Consider the following 16,292-nt stretch of genomic DNA (forward strand, 5'->3'; position numbering starts at 1 on the left):
GGGGCCGGCCGTGCAGCCGAGACAAAGGGCGAGCGATGCTGAACGAGGTCTATAACCGGCGCATCATCGAACTGGCGGCGGACATTCCGCGCCTCGGCCGCCTCGACGCGCCCGATGCCAGCGCCACCGCGCATTCGCGCCTGTGCGGCTCGACGGTGACGATCGATCTCGCGGTGACGGACGGCCGGGTCAGCGATTTCGCCCATGAGGTGCGCGCCTGCGCGCTCGGGCAGGCCTCTTCCTCGATCATGGCGCGCCATGTCGTCGGTTCGACGCCCGAGGAACTGCGTGCGGTGCGCGAGGAGATGCGCGCCATGCTGAAGGAGAACGGCCCGGCGCCGGAGGGCCGCTGGGCCGATCTCGCCGTGCTCGAGCCGGTGCGCGACTACAAGGCCCGCCACGCCTCGACCCTGCTCACCTTCGACGCCGTGGTCGATGCGCTCGACCAGATCGAGGCCCGCAACAGGGCGGAGGTCGCGGCGGCGGAATAGGCGCATCGCCGCCTCAGCGCTCGGTGAAGAAGGTGAACAGCACCTCGTCCTTCTCGCCGGTGAGGCAGAGGAAGCGGTTGGCGCGGTCGGAATGGTCGCGCTGGATGTAGGCCTCGCCCATAATGACGCCCTTCACCGGGATGTCGCCGAGCTTGCCGGTCGATTCGGCGATGGTGAGCCCGTCGACGTCGATGAAGATGTCGTCGACCGACGGCGACTGTTCCTTCAGCCGCGCCAGCGCCCGCGTCTTGCAAGCGGCGACGCGCGCCATGTCCGGGCTTTCGGCGTCCAGGGTCGGCTCGGTACCGCCCGCGGCGGCGGGATCGGGGGCCGGCGCCGCCGGCTTGGCGGCGGGTGCGGCGGGGAGAACCGGGACGGGCGCCGGGACGGTCTTGGGCGGATCGGGAACCGGCTGCTGCGCGGCCGCCGGTGCGGACATCAGCGTCAGAGCGAGCGCGGCGCCGCCGGCGAGGGCGGCGAGGCTCGCGGCACCGAGAAGGGTGCGGTTGGCCGATGTCGGGCAGGTCCGTGGGCCGGGCATGAGCGGTTCTCCGTTACGCCCATCTCAATGCGCGAGGGAGCACCCGGTTCCCGCCAGACTGTCGCGTGCAGCGGCGGCGGCACGGGCGAATTCGCCATCGAGCGCGGGCGCGATGCCGGCGAGGCCCGACGCCACCGCCTCCGCCCAGTCGACATAGGCGAGGCGGCGGTCCCGGTCCCAGTCGGCCGGCGGATCGGCGGCGAGCGAGCGCAGGTTGCTGATCTTGTCGGCCAGCTTCAGCACCTTGGCGCGGGCGCTGCGGCCGAGGGCATACGCGACCTGGAGGCGCTTGCGTTCCGCCTTGGGCAGGCTCTTGTCGTCGGTCGCTTCGGCGACGAGGCCGGCGACATCGGCGCCGAAGGCGGCCTCGACCTCGGCGAGCGTGACCTCCTGGTCCTCGACCACGTCGTGGAGCAGGGCGGCGGCGACGAGTTCGGGGTCGTCCCCGCCGGTCGCCTCGCCGGCGAGGCGGGCGACCTCGGCGAGGTGGTTGAGATAGGGTTCGGCGCGGGCCCCCTTGCGGCGCTGGCCGGCATGGTGCTTGGCGGCGAAGTCGAGGGCGCGTAGGACGGTGAGCACGGGTTGGGTCATCGGGCAGCCTTGAGCGGCCCGGCGTGCGCCCCCGGCGCAACGCCGGGCGAGGTGGCAGAGAGGAGACGGGGCGGGATCGCCCCGCCAGCATGGTTCGCCCGGGAGATGGCGAGACGATGGCGGAACGCAGCGACATGCCGGCTTCGGGGAACCGCGCCGCGCCGGGCGGCACCCGCCGCCTGCTGGCGCGGCTGCCGCGGCTCGTCCTGCGGCTGCCGATCCTCGCCTATCGCTACAGTTTCTCGGCCTTCATGGGCCGGCAGTGCCGCTATCTGCCGACCTGCTCGGAATTCGCCGAACAGGCGATCGACCGCCATGGCGCCTGGGCGGGCGGCTGGATGGCGGGCGGGCGGATGTGCCGCTGCCACCCGTGGGGCGGCTCCGGCTTCGAGGCGGTGCCGGAGGGCGTGCCGCCGGATGCGCGCTGGTACGCGCCGTGGCGCTACGCGCGGCGGCCGGGGCGATGGGCGCCGGGCGAGAGCGCGACGCGACGGGATTGAAACGATCGCATCGGCGCGTCGCCGTCTCGCACGGGCATGGGGATGCGGGAGCCGGTCGGCAGGTGCCTAGGGCGAGGCCTGCGCCGCGAAGCCCGGCACGCGCGGGGGTGGCGGGCAGGGCGGCGTCGCCAGCGCCGACCAGACGTCGGCGACCGCCTGCCAGTTGTTGCCGAGGCTGAGATCGCCGGCCGGGCTCGCCGCATTGCCCTGCCGCTCGAGCTGCTGGTGCAGATGGAGCTGCACCGGTTTCGACAGCCACCAGCTCATCGAGACCTCGCGGGCAGCCTCCGCCCCGGTCACCGAGGGCTGCGGCCACACCTGCACATGGGCGACATTGGCCCCGCAGCCCTGGCCGAGCTGGCGGTCGAGCCAGCCGGTCAGCTCGGCGACGGCGAGCCGGCCGCGGCCGCTGCGCACGTTCATCACCGTGCCGAGCGGACCGTTGGCGTCGGCCAGCCAGTAGACGTCGCTGATGTCGCTGTAGACCGTGCCCTGCTGCGCCTTGTTGGCCTTGTCGTCGATGCGGGTGCTCTCGGGATCGTTGGAGATCACCAGCACGAAGGGCCGCAGGCCCGGCTGGAGCGCGGTCATCGCCTTGGCGAGCTCCAGCGCGGAGACGGCGCCGTAATTCTCGAAATAGCCGCCGTCGACGATCCGGTCGATGACCTGGCCGCTGGCGTTGCGGATGGCGCCGGGCGGCGAGATGATCGGGAAGCGCGCGGAATTGTGCGCGGCCGTGCTGCGCGCGACATCGGGCGCGCCGCCGTCATGCAGGAACCAGGTCTGCAGCCGCGCGAAGACGCTGTCGTTCGTGGTGGTGTCCTTCAGCAACTGGTGGAAATCGATGGCGTGGGTGAAGAGCACGCAGTTGCGGTCGCGCGCGGGGGCCTTGCCGTCCGGGCAGATCGCGGCGCTGTAGGTGGGCGCCAGCGTCGAGGTGATGATGCGCTGGCCGGTGGCGACGGAGGTGCCGTTCAGCACCAGATAGGGCACCCAGGGCCGCTCCATCAGCCCGTCGGCCTGGCTCTGCAGGCTGAGGAAGGAGCGGTTGAGCCCGTCCGTGCCGGTGGCGCTGCCGGCATTGCCGCCATCCTTGCCGGCGGCCGGGGGCGGCTCGATGGCGAGGTCGAACCAGCGCTCCCAGGCCTGCTCCAGCAGCGCCGCGCGGTCGTTGGAGAGACCGGGGAACGGCACCTGGTCGCGGAAGGCGAGGCCGAAGAAGGTGGGGGTGAGGAAATCGCCGCTGGCGAGCAGTTCGAGACAGTCGCGCCAGTTGCTGATCGCCTGCCCGTACCACAGCCGGTCGTCGGGCATGCGGCAGGGCGGATGGTCGGGCGAGCCGCCGCGCTGCTCGCGCGCCGCCGCCACCAGCACCGCGCCGACGGCGCCGCCCGAGACGCCGGAGATCGCGAAGAAGCGGCTGCCGACATTGTCGCCGGTCAGTTTCGCGGCCTTGGCGCGGGCGGGGTCGAAGCGGCCGTCGTCGTCCTGTCCCCGCACATAGGCCGAACTGTCGTCGCGGCCGATCTCGAGCGGCGGGCGATGGCGTTCGAGGTCGAGGAAATGGCCGATTACGCTGGCGGTGAAGAAGCCGGCCCGGCTCGCCCCGCCGGCCGCGGCGACGATGACCGGGCGCGGGCAGTCGGTGCCCGGCGCGGCGCAGCCATTCTTGCGCATCCACAGGTCGAGGGCCGTGCCGAGCTCGGTCTGGCTGGCACCGTCGGGCTCGGTGAGCCGGCGCACCGTGTGGTTGTCGCCGAACACGGCGAAGATGGTGGCGCAGACGACACCCAGCCCCGCCACCAGCGGCACCCGCAGCCGCCGGCCCCAGCCGCCGAGCAGCGACAGCGCCGGGATCCACGCGCCGAAGATCAGCGGCAGCGCCATGGCGCGCGGGAAGAAGCGGTCGGAGGCCAGCACGAAGGGATTGGCCAGCAGCACGCCGCCGACCACCAGCCCCATCGCCAGCATGAGCAGGCGGCCGGTGGCGTTCAGCCCCTGCGCCGAGTTGCCGCGATCCGAACGCCCCGCCGCCATGCCGAGGCGGGTGAAGAGCCAGCCGAAGCTCTTCGCCAGCCGCTGGTCGAGCCGGTTCGCCCAGGCCGTATTGGCGACGCGGTGGCGGATGCCGGCATAGAACTGGAACAGCACCGCGGACACGATCATCACCAGCGCGATGGTGTGCAGCCCGCTGCGCACCGCCGCCGTCATCCGCTCGGCGGAAATGGTCGGCAGGTACCCCGCCGCGTTCCAGGCGCCATAGGCGACGGCGAGGAACGGGGCCGAGCCGAGCATGCGCGGCACATAGGCGTCGATGCAGCCGATCTGGCAGCGGAAGCAGTCGGCGATGAAGGTGCAGGGCGGGCAGCGCCGGGCCGGCGGGGGCACCGGGGCGGCGGGATCGGCGGGCGCGGCGTCCGCGGGCGGGGAGACCGCGGCCGGCGGCGGGACCGCCGCGTGCGGCAGGCGCAGCGTGGCGCGGTAGCGCGCATCGGTTTCCAGCAGCAGCCGGGCCGAGTAATGCACCGGCATCGCCCAGAACACGAACACCATCACCGCCAGCGCCGTGCCGGCGGGCAGGCTCGCCTCCGCCGCGCGCAGGGCGATGTCGACCATGGCGTCGGCGGTCTGGGGCACGAAGGCGAGCAGAGCGCCGCCGATCAGCACGCTGAGGAGCGGGATGCGCACCACCCACAAAGCGAGGCCGAGCTGCAGCACGACCTCCCAGGGATGCCGCCGCCGGACCGTTTCCCTCCACGCCGCCTCTGCCATGGCCGCCCCCGCGATCGCCGGCGACATTAGCGCAAAAGCGGGCGGGCGAATACATGATGCGGAGGTAACATCGGCGCCAATACTGTAGTTCTATTTTTGAATCAAAAGCCGCGAGCTTTTTTCTGGACCGGGCGCGGCGGCGCGCCTAGATCAGGCGGGCGGAACCGCCCGGTTCACCCCCGGCGGCGTCCGATCACCACGCCTCGAGACCAACACGCCTACCTGCGCGGTTCGCAGGAGTGGGCGGGAGAAAAGACCATGATCCATCTCACCTTTCCCGACGGCGCCGTGCGTGAGTTCGCTCCCGGCACCACCGGCACCGAGGTCGCCGCCTCCATCGCCAAGTCGCTCGCCAAGAAGTCCATCGCGGTGAAGCTCGACGGCGTGCTGGCCGACCTCGCCGACCCCATCACCACCGACGCGAAGATCGAGCTCGTCACCCGCGAGAGCCCCGAGGCGCTCGAACTCATCCGCCACGACGCCGCCCATGTGCTGGCCGAGGCGGTGCAGGCGCTCTGGCCCGGCACGCAGGTGACCATCGGCCCGGTCATCGAGAACGGCTTCTATTACGACTTCTTCCGCAACGAGCCGTTCTCGCCGGAGGACTTCATCGCCATCGAGAAGAAGATGCGCGAGATCATCGCCCGCGACGCCCCCTTCACCAAGGAGGTGTGGACGCGGGATGAAGCCAAGCGCGTGTTCCGGGAGAAGGGCGAGGCGTTCAAGGTCGAGCTGGTCGATGCCATCCCGGAGGACCAGTCGCTCAAGATCTACCGGCAGGGCGAGTGGTTCGACCTCTGCCGCGGCCCGCATATGCCCAGCGTCGGCAAGATCGGCAACGCCTTCAAGCTGATGAAGGTGGCCGGCGCCTATTGGCGGGGCGACGCGAAGAACCCGATGCTGACCCGCATCTACGGCACCGCCTGGCGCACGCAGGAGGAACTTGACGCCTATCTGCACCAGCTCGAGGAAGCCGAGAAGCGCGACCACCGCCGGCTCGGCCGCGAGATGGACCTGTTCCACTTCCAGGAGGAGGGGCCGGGCGTCGTGTTCTGGCACCCCAAGGGCTGGAACCTGTTCCAGAATCTCGTGTCGTACATGCGCCGGCGCCTCGCCGCCGATTACAGCGAGGTCAACGCCCCGCAGGTGCTCGACAAGTCGCTGTGGGAGACCTCCGGCCACTGGGGCTGGTACAAGGACAACATGTTCAAGGTGCAGCCGGCCGGCGACACCGACGACAATGACCGCGTCTATGCGCTGAAGCCGATGAACTGCCCCGGCCATGTGCAGATCTTCAAGCACGGGCTGAAGAGCTACCGCGACCTTCCGATGCGCCTCGCCGAATTCGGCGCGGTGCACCGCTACGAGCCCTCCGGCGCGCTGCACGGGCTGATGCGCGTGCGCGGCTTCACCCAGGATGACGCCCACATCTTCTGCACCGAGGAGCAGATGGCGGCGGAGTGCCTGAAGATCAACGATCTGATCCTCTCCACCTATGCCGATTTCGGCTTCGAGGAGATCGTGGTGAAGCTCTCCACCCGGCCCGAGAAGCGGGTCGGTTCGGACGCGGTGTGGGATCACGCCGAGGAGGTGATGACCCGCGTGCTCGAGACCATCGAGAAGCAGTCCGGCAACCGCATCCGCACCGGCATCCTGCCGGGCGAGGGCGCGTTCTACGGCCCGAAGTTCGAGTACACGCTGCGCGACGCGATCGGCCGCGAATGGCAGTGCGGCACCACGCAGGTCGACTTCAACCTGCCGGAACGCTTCGGCGCCTTCTATGTCGACGCCGATGGCATGAAGAAGACGCCGGTGATGATCCACCGCGCCATCTGCGGCTCGATGGAGCGGTTCACCGGCATCCTGATCGAGCATTTCGCCGGGCATTTCCCGCTGTGGCTGGCCCCCGTGCAGGCGGTGGTGGCGACCATCACCTCCGAGGGCGACGACTATGCCCGCGAGATCGTGGCGCTGGCGAAGCAGGCGGGGCTGCGGGTCGAGCTCGATCTGCGCAACGAGAAGATCAACTACAAGGTCCGCGAGCATTCGCTGGCCAAGGTGCCGGCGCTGATCGTGGTCGGCCGCAAGGAAGCGGCGGAGCGCACCGTCTCGATCCGCCGCCTCGGCTCGCAGGCGCAGACCGCGCTGACCCTCGACGAGGCGCTGGCGGCGCTGGTCGCCGAGGCGAGCCCGCCCGACCAGCGCGCCCCGAAGGCGCTCTGAGGCGACGCCGGTCACGGCCTGCTGGCGCATTCGTGTGCCGGCAGGCCGCTGTTTCCGGCCGAAATCCGCGAACCCATCCCGCCCGCGCGTGTTGACCCTAGGTAAGGTCAACCACGGAGGCACCTGATGGAGATGATGTTCGGAGTTGGCGCGCTGGTCCTCTTGCTCGCCCTCGCCTATGGCACGATGCGCTCGAAGGTGTTCCGCCGCCAGCAGGGCAAGGTACTGCCCGAAGAGCGCGTCACCGAGAAGGCCGACCGGAGCCCCGATATCCTCTAGCCGCAAGGCGGGCGGATCCGGCTCCCCGCGCCCGCCGTTGCCCGCCGGCGCGAGGGGCGCGTGATGCTAGGCCCAGAACGCCTTGATCTTCGGCGCCTCGATCGCCGCCCGCGCATAGCCGGCCCGCAGCGCCGGGGCGATCTCGCCGGGATCGAGCAGGTTCACCCCCGGCGGCGTGCCGGCGATGATCAGCATCGCCTTGGTGCCGACCGCCTCCAGCGCGGCGATCTCCCTGTGGATGTCGTGCGGGATGCCGCTGAGCAGGCTGCCCTCGTAGCCATTGGTCAGCGTGATGACCAGCGCGCGCTTCGAACCGGCGACGAGGTCGGTGTGCGCCCAGCTCTTCGAGATGCCGCCATCCATGCAGAAGCGCTGGCCGAGCAGGGTCGGGCCGATGATGCCGGGCAGCGAGGAGCTGGCGCCGGCGGCGTGTGCGAGGGGGATGCCGTTCTTCTGCGCGACATCCTGGTGCACGACGAGGCGCTCGCCGGTGTAGCAGTCGTTGGAGGTGGTGAACATGCGCGGCGTCGGCCAGCCGGTGCGGCTGTCGCCGGTCAGCAGCCAGGCGAGGCGCTCGACGGCGTCGCCATTGACGCGGTTGTCGGCGGCGAGCGCGGCGTGTCCGATGGTCCTGATGGTCTCGGGGTTGCCGTCCTTGACGCCGAAATTGATCTCCTGCGCCCGCTTCTGGCTCGCATTCGGCGCGGTGACCGGCGCCATCTTCGCGAACAGGCCCGGGAAATGCCCGAAGAACTCGAATTCCGAGCGCATCTGCCGGAAGCGGCCGGAGAGCAGCGACGAGCCGATATAGGCACCCGCCGACGTGCCGACCACCATCTCCGGCAGCGCCGGGTCGAACCCCTGCTCGATCAGCCCGTGGAAGAAGCCGCAATACCAGGCGACGTAATATTCGCCGCCACCGCCCAGCACCAGCGTGCGGTCGAGGTTGCGGGCGAAATCGGAGACCACGGGCTGGTCGGGCACCGGGCGGGCAAGGCCGTCGCCGTCGAACAGCCGGTCAGAGATCGCCGCCGCCATCTGCGCCAGCGGCGTCGCCGTCACGTCCTGCTCGGCGGCGCGGGCCGGCGTCGCCAGGGAAAGAGCGGTAACGGGAAGAGCGGTAACGGGAAGGGCGGCAACGGGGAGGGCGGCCGCGGGAACGGCGGTGGCCGCGAGCTTGAACAGGTTGCGCCGGGAAAACATCGTCTCTCCTCTCGTTCCCGCCGCCCGCCCGGGGCGCCGGCGCATCGAGACTAGCGGCGAGAAGAGGATGTAGCGTTAAGCCGAATGCCGGCTTTGTCGGAATGGAGGAAAGGATGACGCATGAAGGGCTGGCGCCGGAGGCGCGGGATCGGGTTCTGCGACTTCTGCACCGCGCCTTTCTCGATATCCGGGTGATCGCCCACGAGAAGGAGGCGCGCGGCATCTTCCAGATCGGCGACCTGTTCCACAATACTCCCTTGCAGATGCTGTCGGCCGGGAGCGAGGACGACTATCGGCGGATTCTCGACGATATCCGGCAACGGGCCGAACGGAACGGCATCGCCGGCTGGCTCGATACGGCGTCAGCGGACATCGAGCGTTCGCGCGATTGAAGCGGACCGGGTCGCCGGGAGCCGGTCGGTCTCCGCCTCACACCACCAGTATCCTGCGGATCTCCGCCGCCAGCGCGGCGACTTCCTCGGCGCCCTTGCTGCCGGGTTCGGTCTCGGTGACGGTGCGGCCCTCGCCCATGCTGGCGGCGAAGGCGACGCGGCTGCCGAGACGGGTCTGCGCCGCCGGGTGGCCGAGTGCGCGGATCGCCTCGCTGATCTCCTCGGTCAGCCCGGCGCGGGCGGCGGCGCGGTTGATCACGAGGAGCGCGGCGGTGCCTTCCTTGGCGATCATCTCCAGCGTCGGCGCGGTGGCCCAGAGGTCGACCGGCGTCGGCTGCACCGGCACCACGACGAGATCGGCGATCTCGATGGCCGGGCGGGATTCGATGTCGGATTTCGGCGGCGTGTCGATCACCACCATGTCGTAGTCGCGGGCGAGGCTGCGCGCCTCGCGCCGGGCGCCCCAGCCCGAGGCGGTGCGGAAGTCGAGGCCGGTGCTGTCCTCGCCCAGCGTTTCCTCGCGCGCCTCGAACCAGCGCCCGAGGCTGCCCTGCGGGTCGCAGTCGAGCACCGCCACGCGCTGGCCGTTGGCGAGCGCGACGGCGATATGGGCGGCGAGCGTGGTCTTGCCCGAGCCGCCCTTCTGCTGCGCGATGGTGATGATTCGTCCGGCCATGCCCCGCCCCCGTTGGCAGAGCGTCGCACCGCCTCTGCTGCACCGCAACCCTCAATCGCGGCGCCGGGTTCCCGCTTTCGTCGGGGGATGGCGCGGGATCAGGAGGTCTTCGCGCCGCCCGAGCCCAGCACGACCACGCGGGTGCCGACCGGCGTGCGGTTGTAGAGGTCGATGGCGTCCTGGTTGATCATGCGGATGCAGCCCGAGGAGACGCTCTGGCCGATGGAATAGGGCTCGACCGTGCCGTGGATGCGGTAGAGCGTGTCCTTGCCGTTCTGCCACAGATACATGGCGCGCGCGCCCAGCGGGTTGCCCGGCCCGCCATGCATGCCGATGCCGCTCTGCAGCTGGGTGAGCTGCGGCTTGATGTCGGGGCGGCGCTCGATCATCTCCTTGGGCGGATACCAGTCCGGCCATTCCTGCTTGGAGTTGATGGTGGCGGTGCCGGACCAGGAAAAGCCCTGCTTGCCGACGCCGACGCCGTAGCGGATCGCCGTGCCGCCCGGCTGCACGAAATAGAGGAAGTGGGCATAGGGGTCGATGACGATGGTTCCCGGCGGCTCCTTGGTCGCATAGGCGACCTCGCGGCGCAGGAACTGCGGCTCGATCCGCGAGGTGTCGACCGCGTCGATGGGGAAGCGGTCGCTCATCGCCCCGTAATTGCCGATGGAATAGCCCAGCGCCGGGGAGGGGGCGGGCGGCAGTGCCGCGCTCGGGGCGGTGGCGGTGGTGCGCGAGGACTTGCACCCGGCCAGCGCGAGGGCGGCGGTTCCGATCAGAAGGCTGCGACGGCAGAGGACGGACATGACGGGGCTCGATTCACCAAAGGCACGCCATCCTAACGCCGGGGCAGGGCATTGGTTGTGCTTTCCTCGCCACGACGTTCACAAATATCTGATGGGGAAGCCGAATTCCCCAGCGTCAACCCGCCCCGGGGCGATCCGGCCCTCACCGCGGGCGGGGAATGGACAGCACCTCGTCGACCCAGGAATAGTCGAAATAGCCGCCGCGGGCGAGCGAGTGCATGCGCTCGGCGCGCAGCTGCCCGTTCTCGACGAAGCGGTCGTCGATATGGATGCCGACCACCTCGCCCAGCACGAGGAAGCTGTTCGCCGACGCGCCGTCGCGGCCCTTCAGCTCCACCGTCTCCAGATAGACGCATTCGAGCGCGCAGGGCGCGGCGGCGACGCGCGGGGGCGCGACGAGCCGGCAGGGCGCCCGCTCCAGCCCGGCGAGGTCGAACTCGCTCACCTGCGCCGGCACCGGGGCGGAGGTGAGGTTGACCGCCTCGACCAGTTCGCGGGTCGGCAGGTTGTAGACGAAGGCGCCGGTCGCCTCGATGTTGGCGAGGCTGTGCTTGCGCCCGGAACTGGCGAAACCGACGATGTCGGGGCTTTCGCTGAACATGTTGAAGAAGGAATAGGGGGCGAGGTTGGCGATGCCCGCCGGCGAGAGCGTCGAGATCCAGCCGATCGGGCGCGGCGAGATGATCGCCTTCAGCGGGTTGTGCGGCAGCAGGGCGTGGTCGCGGTGGCCGGGTTCGTAGAACATGGCTCAGAACCGCGTGACGATGTCGGCGAGGGCGGGGCGCGGCCGGTCTTCCTGCGGGCGCGCCGGCGTGCCGATGTGGACGAAGCCGACGAGGCGCTCGTTCTCGGAAAGGCCGAGCGCGGCGCGGGTGCGCGCGTCATAGGCGTACCATTCGGTCAGCCAGGTCGCGCCGTAGCCGAGCGCGTGGGCGGCGAGCACGAGCAGCGTGCAGGCGGCGGCGCCCGACATCAGCTGTTCCCATTCCGGGATCTTAACATGGGTGCCGGCCTTCGAGACCACCGCGATGACCAGCGGCGCGCGGGAAAGGCGCGTGCGCTCGATGGCAAGGCGGTCGGCATCGGCATCCGGGTTGTCCTGCGCGAACACGGCGGCGATGGCCTCGCCGGCCCGCACGCGCCCCTCGCCCTCGAACACGATGAAGCGCCAGGGCGCCAGCTTGCCGTGGTCGGGCACGCGCGAGGCGATGGCCAGCAGCGTCTCGATCTCCGCCGGGGAGGGGCCGGGCGCGCCGATGTCGAGGATCTTCGGGCTCTTGCGGGACTTGAGCAGGTCGAGGGCGTCCGGGGTGGGGGCGTAGGTGATCGGCGTGGGCGGGGTCGGCGTCTGCGTGGTCATGGGGGCCATCCTTGTCGGTCCCGCGGTAGCACATCGGCGCCACCTGCTCAAAGCCTCGCCGCGGCATGGGAGCGGGAACGCACGGACTTGAATTTGCCCCGGTTTGCGGGCACGGATTTGCGCCCATGTGGTCCGCTTTCCTCCGCTTCGCCGCTGCCTGCCGATTCCGGCTGCTGCTCGCCGCGCTCATCGCCCTCGGCCCGGCCCTTCCCGCGGCTGCGGTGACGCCCGACGCGGCGTCCGCGCCGGCGGCGGATGTGCGCATCGCCCAGCTGATGCCGTTCACCGGCACGCCGGGCCTGCCGGGCGGGGGCGTCATTCCCCCGGCGGCCGGTGGCCTCGCGCCGCAGCCGGCGCCGGGCGGTCCCGATCCGGGGGCGGGGGGGCGCGATCCGCACGCCCTGCTGCCGCAGCCGCCGAGCGGCAAGGCCTCCATCGGCATGAGCGCGCGCTATGGCGAGAAGGGCGGGCTGATCCCGCGCGGCCTGGTCTGGCGCGTCTTCGCCGACACGCCGGAAGCCTCGGGCGCCTATCCGCTGGTGGGTGAGGCGGTGGAGCCGGCGCCGGTGTTCTTCCTCTCCCCGGGCGGCTATGTCGTCCATGTCTCCTACGGGCTCGCCAGCGCCGCCCGCAAGATCGTGGTGGGCGGCAATTCGCGCCGCGAGCAGTTCGACCTCCCGGCCGGTGCCATCAAGCTGCAGAGCGACGTCAACGACGTGGTGATCCCCGGCCCCAAGGTGAGCTTCGACCTGTTCGAGGGCAGCTTCCTGCAGGGCAAGACCTCGAGCCGGCCCTATTACCGGGGCGTGAATTCGGGCGACATCATCATCCTGCCGGCCGGCAGCTACTACGTCGTCTCCACCTATGGCGACGGCAATGCGGTGATCCAGGCGGACGTCTCGATCCAGCCCGGCAAGCTCACCGAGGCGATGATCCACCACCGCGCGGCGGAAGTGACGCTGCGGCTGGTGCAGGGCAGCCAGCCGGGCGCGCCGTCGGAGACGCAGTGGTCGGTGCTCACCCCGGGCGGCGACACCATCAAGGAATCGGTGGGCGCGCAGCCGGTCTTCGTGCTGGCGGAAGGCGACTATGTCGGCATCGCCCGGCATGACGGCAAAGTGTACACCAAGGAGTTCTCGGTCGAGACCGGCAAGGACGTCGTGATCGACGTCGCGGCGCAGTAGGCGGGGCGGCGGGTCGGTGTCGCATATCCCCGCCGGATCAAGGGGTTGTGTGGTATTGCTGAGAGGTTGAATCCGGTTGCCCGCCGCGCCCCGGGTCGCCTCCGCCGGTGCTCCCTTATGGTCAACGCATCCTTAATCGCAACCCTTTCTTAAGCAGGCCGGGCGCATCCTTGCCGCATTCGCATCAAGGGCGGGCGGTATCATGATCGTGCGGCAGTTCCTTCGCTGGGTGAAGACCGCGCAGGCCGGCGAACGGGCCGATGCCAGCGGCGCGCTCGCCCGCGCCTATCTCTATTCGGAGCTGTCGCGGGAGGACCGGCGCGAGGCGGAAGCGGCGCTGCTGCTGCTGCTCGACGATCCCTCGCCGCTGGTGCGCACCGCGCTGGCCGAGTCGCTCGGCAGCCATCGCGAGGCGCCGGCCGGCATCATCCTCGCGCTGGCCGGCGACCAGATCGACATCGCCGAGATCGTGCTGGCCCGCTCGCCGGTGCTGAGCGACGGCGAACTGGTCGAGGTGATCGGCGAGGGCGACGAGCGCCGGCAGGAGGCAGTGGCGCTGCGCGCCAGCGTGTCCGCGCCGATTTCCGCCGCCATCGCCGAGGTCGGCTGCGCCAGCGCCTGCCTGACCCTCATCGAGAATGACGGCGCCGACATTCCCGGCTTCGCGCTCGGCCGCATCGTCGCCCGCTTCGGCCATCTGCCGGCGGTGCGCGAGGCGCTGCTGGCGCGGGCGGACCTGCCGGCGGAGGCGCATCAGGCGCTGATCCGCTCGGTCGCCGACGTGCTCTCCGCCTTCGTCGTGCAGCGCCAGTGGCTGCCGCCGGAACAGGCGGCGCGCATGACCCGCGAGGCCTGCGAGAAGGCGACCGTCACGCTGGCCGAGGACCGTGCCTCGGGCGATATCCGCGCGCTGGTCGAGCATCTGCGCGCCAATGGCCAGCTCACCGCCGGGCTGGTGCTGCGCTCGCTGCTGTCGGGCCATGTGCGGCTGTTCTTCGAGGCGATCTCGCTGCTCTCCGGCCTGCCGGCGCCGAAGGTCGCCGCGCTCGCCGCCGATCGCACCGGCACCGCCTTCCGCGCCCTCTACGACAAGGCCGGCATGCCGCGCGGCGCCTACACCGCCTTCCGCGCCGCGCTCGAGGTGGTGCTGGAGGCGAATTATGTCGACGAGGAGGGGCCGGTGCATTCCGGCCTGAAACGCCGCATCGTCGAGCGGGTGATGGAACGCTACCGCGCCGGCCGCTCGGGCGAGGAACTCGACCAGCTGCTCACCGTGCTGCGCCGCTGGCAGATGGAAGCCGCCCGCGAGGAAGCCCGCCTGCTGGGCGCCGAACTGGCGGCGTGACGACGATTGCCGTGTCCCGGACCAGCGGAGCCGCAGGCGGAGCGCCGATCCGGGATCCAGGGGAGAAACGGCGAAGCCGCCGAACACATTTTGAAGCGCCTTCGGCGGTCTTTCTCCTGGGCCCCGGATCGGCGCCGCGCTTCGCGCCGCTTGTCCGGGGAACGGTGCCTTGCCGCCACCGCAGTCGCACGGCACCTGCGCCGCGCCTTACATCGGCGCCTCGGCTCACTCCGCCGGCGTGCCGGTCTTGCTCCCCGGCTTCGCCACCAGCTCACGCAGCCATTTGCGGTGGTGGCGCCAGGCCCAGCCGCCGGTGACCTGGCCCCTGGTCATGGCGCCGATGGTGCCCTTCACCCAGATCGCCGCGTAGACGTGGATGATCCACACGCAGATGATCGCCACCGCCGCGAGCGCGTGGACGAGGATGGCGACGCGCTTCTGCGGGATCGAGGTGTACTCGTAGAAGTACTGGTCCCACATCACGATGCCGCTGGCGATCAGCACGATGATCAGCGTCGACATGCCCCAGAACACGAATTTCTGGCCGGCATTGTACTTGCCGATCTCGGGCAGGCGCTCCTCGCGGCCGGCCAGCACGTCGTTGATGCGGGCGAGCCAGGTGCCGTCCTCGGCCTTGGGCAGGTTCGCCCGCCAGAAGCGGATGAACAGGCCGGCGAAGGAGAAGAACAGCACCACGCCGATCCAGGGATGCAGCGTGCGCGTCATCTGCCCGCCGCCGAACAGGCCGGTGAGGAAGAACAGCGCCGGCGTGAACAGCGCGAGGCCGGAGAGCGCCAGCAGGATCAGGCTGGTCGCCGTGATCCAGTGGTTGATGCGCGCGCCCACCGTGTAGCGGTCGACGATCACCGGCTTGCCCGGATGCACGCCGTCGCCGGTCTCGACGTCGTCGGGGCGGGAAGCGAGATCGCTCATGCCCGCCTCCCGTCGCTGGCCGGGACGCCGGGCGGGGGAGCGCCGGGCGCCTTGCCATCGGCCAGCTTCTCGGCGTTGGCCTCGTCTTCCTCGGTCACCTTGTTGGGGCCGGAGATGACGTAGTGCAGGAAGCCCGCCGCCGCGGCGAGGCCCATGGCGGCGAGGCCGGCATACTTCGTCACGCCCTTCCACGCCTCGACGATCGGCGAGATGCGCGGATTGTCCGGCAGGCCGGCATAGATCGAGGGCTTGTCGGCATGGTGCAGCACATACATCACATGCGTGCCGCCCACCCCCGGCGGATCATAGAGGCCGGCATTCTCGAAGCCGCGCGACTTCAGGTCCTTGATGCGGAAATCCGCCCAGCCCTTCATCTCCTCCTTGGTGCCGAACACGATCGCCTGGGTCGGGCACGCCTTCTGGCAGGCCGGGCCCTGGCCGACCGCGACGCGGTCGGAGCAGAGCGTGCACTTGTAGGCGGTGTGATCCACCTTGGAGATGCGCGGGATGTTGAAGGGGCAGCCCTTGATGCAATAGCCGCAGCCGATGCAGTTCTCGTGCTGGAAATCGACGATGCCGTTCGAGTACTGCACGATCGCGCCCGGCGAGGGGCAGGCCTTCAGGCAGCCCGGATCCTCGCAGTGCATGCAGCCGTCCTTGCGGATCAGCCATTCGAGGTTGTCGGTCTCCGGGTTCACCCATTCGGTGAAGCGCATCAGGGTGAAGGTGTCCGGCGTCAGGTCCATGGGATTGTCGTAGATCCCGTGGTTAAAGCCGATCTCCTGCTCGAGCTGGTTCCACTCGAGGCAGGCCGCCTGGCACGCCTTGCAGCCGATGCACTTGGTGACATCGATCAGCTTGGCGACTTCGGTGAGGCGCTGCGCCGGCGGGGTCACCGTCGACGCCGAGCGGCGCATGATGTCGGCCTCGCCGAAGCGGGCCTTGGCCGCGTCGGGGGCGACGGAGGCGTTCGGGATGGGGGGGAACATCGCGCCG

Annotated in this window: 17 protein-coding genes; 7 read left to right on the forward strand and 10 right to left on the reverse strand. The window is 70.3% G+C overall.

The features are described 5' to 3' along the window. Positions 1–35 precede the first annotated feature (35 nt). The gene (locus ACEUEL_RS05755; RefSeq protein ID WP_405703073.1) at positions 36–491 is read left to right on the forward strand and encodes an iron-sulfur cluster assembly scaffold protein; all 456 of its coding nucleotides are present in this window, start codon (positions 36–38) and stop codon (positions 489–491) included. A 13-nt stretch (positions 492–504) separates the two neighbouring features. Here ACEUEL_RS05755 and ACEUEL_RS05760 read toward each other — a convergent pair whose 3' ends face one another. Beyond that, a complete protein-coding gene (locus tag ACEUEL_RS05760; protein WP_405703075.1) occupies positions 505–1,032 on the reverse strand; it encodes a hypothetical protein in 528 nt (175 codons plus the stop codon). 24 nt (positions 1,033–1,056) lie between these two features. Then, positions 1,057–1,623, reverse strand: coding sequence for an HD domain-containing protein (locus tag ACEUEL_RS05765; protein ID WP_405703077.1), 567 nt, complete (start codon positions 1,621–1,623; stop codon positions 1,057–1,059). A gap of 116 nt (positions 1,624–1,739) precedes the next feature. Between ACEUEL_RS05765 and yidD the strand changes: the two genes are divergently transcribed. Continuing rightward, a complete protein-coding gene (gene yidD / locus ACEUEL_RS05770; RefSeq protein ID WP_405703080.1) occupies positions 1,740–2,123 on the forward strand; it encodes a membrane protein insertion efficiency factor YidD in 384 nt (127 codons plus the stop codon). Between the two features lie 66 nt (positions 2,124–2,189). Here yidD and ACEUEL_RS05775 read toward each other — a convergent pair whose 3' ends face one another. Beyond that, positions 2,190–4,895 carry a hypothetical protein gene (locus ACEUEL_RS05775; protein ID WP_405703082.1) on the reverse strand — a complete coding sequence of 902 codons (2,706 nt, stop codon included), beginning with the start codon at positions 4,893–4,895 and terminating at the stop codon, positions 2,190–2,192. Between the two features lie 258 nt (positions 4,896–5,153). Here ACEUEL_RS05775 and thrS point away from each other — a divergent pair, with 258 nt between their 5' ends. Next, positions 5,154–7,118: a threonine--tRNA ligase gene (gene thrS, locus ACEUEL_RS05780; protein ID WP_405703083.1), complete on the forward strand. Its 1,965-nt coding sequence runs from the start codon at positions 5,154–5,156 to the stop codon at positions 7,116–7,118. Between the two features lie 126 nt (positions 7,119–7,244). Further along, positions 7,245–7,397, forward strand: a complete 153-nt coding sequence (locus ACEUEL_RS05785) for a hypothetical protein (RefSeq protein ID WP_405703084.1) — start codon at positions 7,245–7,247, stop codon at positions 7,395–7,397. A gap of 66 nt (positions 7,398–7,463) precedes the next feature. On the opposite strand, the gene ACEUEL_RS05790 is transcribed toward ACEUEL_RS05785, so the two are convergent. Next, positions 7,464–8,600 carry a patatin-like phospholipase family protein gene (locus ACEUEL_RS05790; RefSeq protein ID WP_405703085.1) on the reverse strand — a complete coding sequence of 379 codons (1,137 nt, stop codon included), beginning with the start codon at positions 8,598–8,600 and terminating at the stop codon, positions 7,464–7,466. Positions 8,601–8,713: 113 nt separating this feature from the next. On the opposite strand from ACEUEL_RS05790, the gene ACEUEL_RS05795 reads away from it, so the two are divergent. Next, positions 8,714–8,992, forward strand: a complete 279-nt coding sequence (locus ACEUEL_RS05795; protein WP_405703086.1) for a hypothetical protein — start codon at positions 8,714–8,716, stop codon at positions 8,990–8,992. Between the two features lie 37 nt (positions 8,993–9,029). Here the strand turns inward: ACEUEL_RS05795 and parA are convergent, their stop codons facing one another. The 4 genes from parA to ACEUEL_RS05815 form a co-directional block, all read right to left on the reverse strand. Next, positions 9,030–9,668, reverse strand: a complete 639-nt coding sequence (gene parA, locus ACEUEL_RS05800) for a ParA family partition ATPase (RefSeq protein ID WP_405703088.1) — start codon at positions 9,666–9,668, stop codon at positions 9,030–9,032. 98 nt (positions 9,669–9,766) lie between these two features. Continuing rightward, positions 9,767–10,474, reverse strand: a complete 708-nt coding sequence (locus ACEUEL_RS05805; protein ID WP_405703089.1) for a L,D-transpeptidase — start codon at positions 10,472–10,474, stop codon at positions 9,767–9,769. A gap of 142 nt (positions 10,475–10,616) precedes the next feature. After that, positions 10,617–11,219: a flavin reductase family protein gene (locus ACEUEL_RS05810; RefSeq protein ID WP_405703090.1), complete on the reverse strand. Its 603-nt coding sequence runs from the start codon at positions 11,217–11,219 to the stop codon at positions 10,617–10,619. A 3-nt stretch (positions 11,220–11,222) separates the two neighbouring features. After that, positions 11,223–11,834 carry a nitroreductase family protein gene (locus ACEUEL_RS05815; RefSeq protein WP_405703092.1) on the reverse strand — a complete coding sequence of 204 codons (612 nt, stop codon included), beginning with the start codon at positions 11,832–11,834 and terminating at the stop codon, positions 11,223–11,225. Between the two features lie 125 nt (positions 11,835–11,959). Between ACEUEL_RS05815 and ACEUEL_RS05820 the strand changes: the two genes are divergently transcribed. Beyond that, the gene (locus ACEUEL_RS05820) at positions 11,960–13,018 is read left to right on the forward strand and encodes a hypothetical protein (protein ID WP_405703093.1); all 1,059 of its coding nucleotides are present in this window, start codon (positions 11,960–11,962) and stop codon (positions 13,016–13,018) included. A gap of 202 nt (positions 13,019–13,220) precedes the next feature. Further along, a complete protein-coding gene (locus ACEUEL_RS05825) occupies positions 13,221–14,363 on the forward strand; it encodes a DUF2336 domain-containing protein (RefSeq protein ID WP_405703095.1) in 1,143 nt (380 codons plus the stop codon). Between the two features lie 225 nt (positions 14,364–14,588). Here the strand turns inward: ACEUEL_RS05825 and ACEUEL_RS05830 are convergent, their stop codons facing one another. Together ACEUEL_RS05830 and fdxH are read right to left on the reverse strand one after the other, a co-directional pair. Continuing rightward, the gene (locus ACEUEL_RS05830) at positions 14,589–15,296 is read right to left on the reverse strand and encodes a formate dehydrogenase subunit gamma (RefSeq protein ID WP_405703097.1); all 708 of its coding nucleotides are present in this window, start codon (positions 15,294–15,296) and stop codon (positions 14,589–14,591) included. Beyond that, a complete protein-coding gene (gene fdxH, locus ACEUEL_RS05835) occupies positions 15,293–16,285 on the reverse strand; it encodes a formate dehydrogenase subunit beta (RefSeq protein WP_405703098.1) in 993 nt (330 codons plus the stop codon). The genes ACEUEL_RS05830 and fdxH overlap by 4 nt, the downstream gene beginning before the upstream one ends. Positions 16,286–16,292 lie beyond the last annotated feature (7 nt).

The organism is Ancylobacter terrae, assembly GCF_045108345.1.
Taxonomy (GTDB): Bacteria; Pseudomonadota; Alphaproteobacteria; order Rhizobiales; family Xanthobacteraceae; genus Ancylobacter.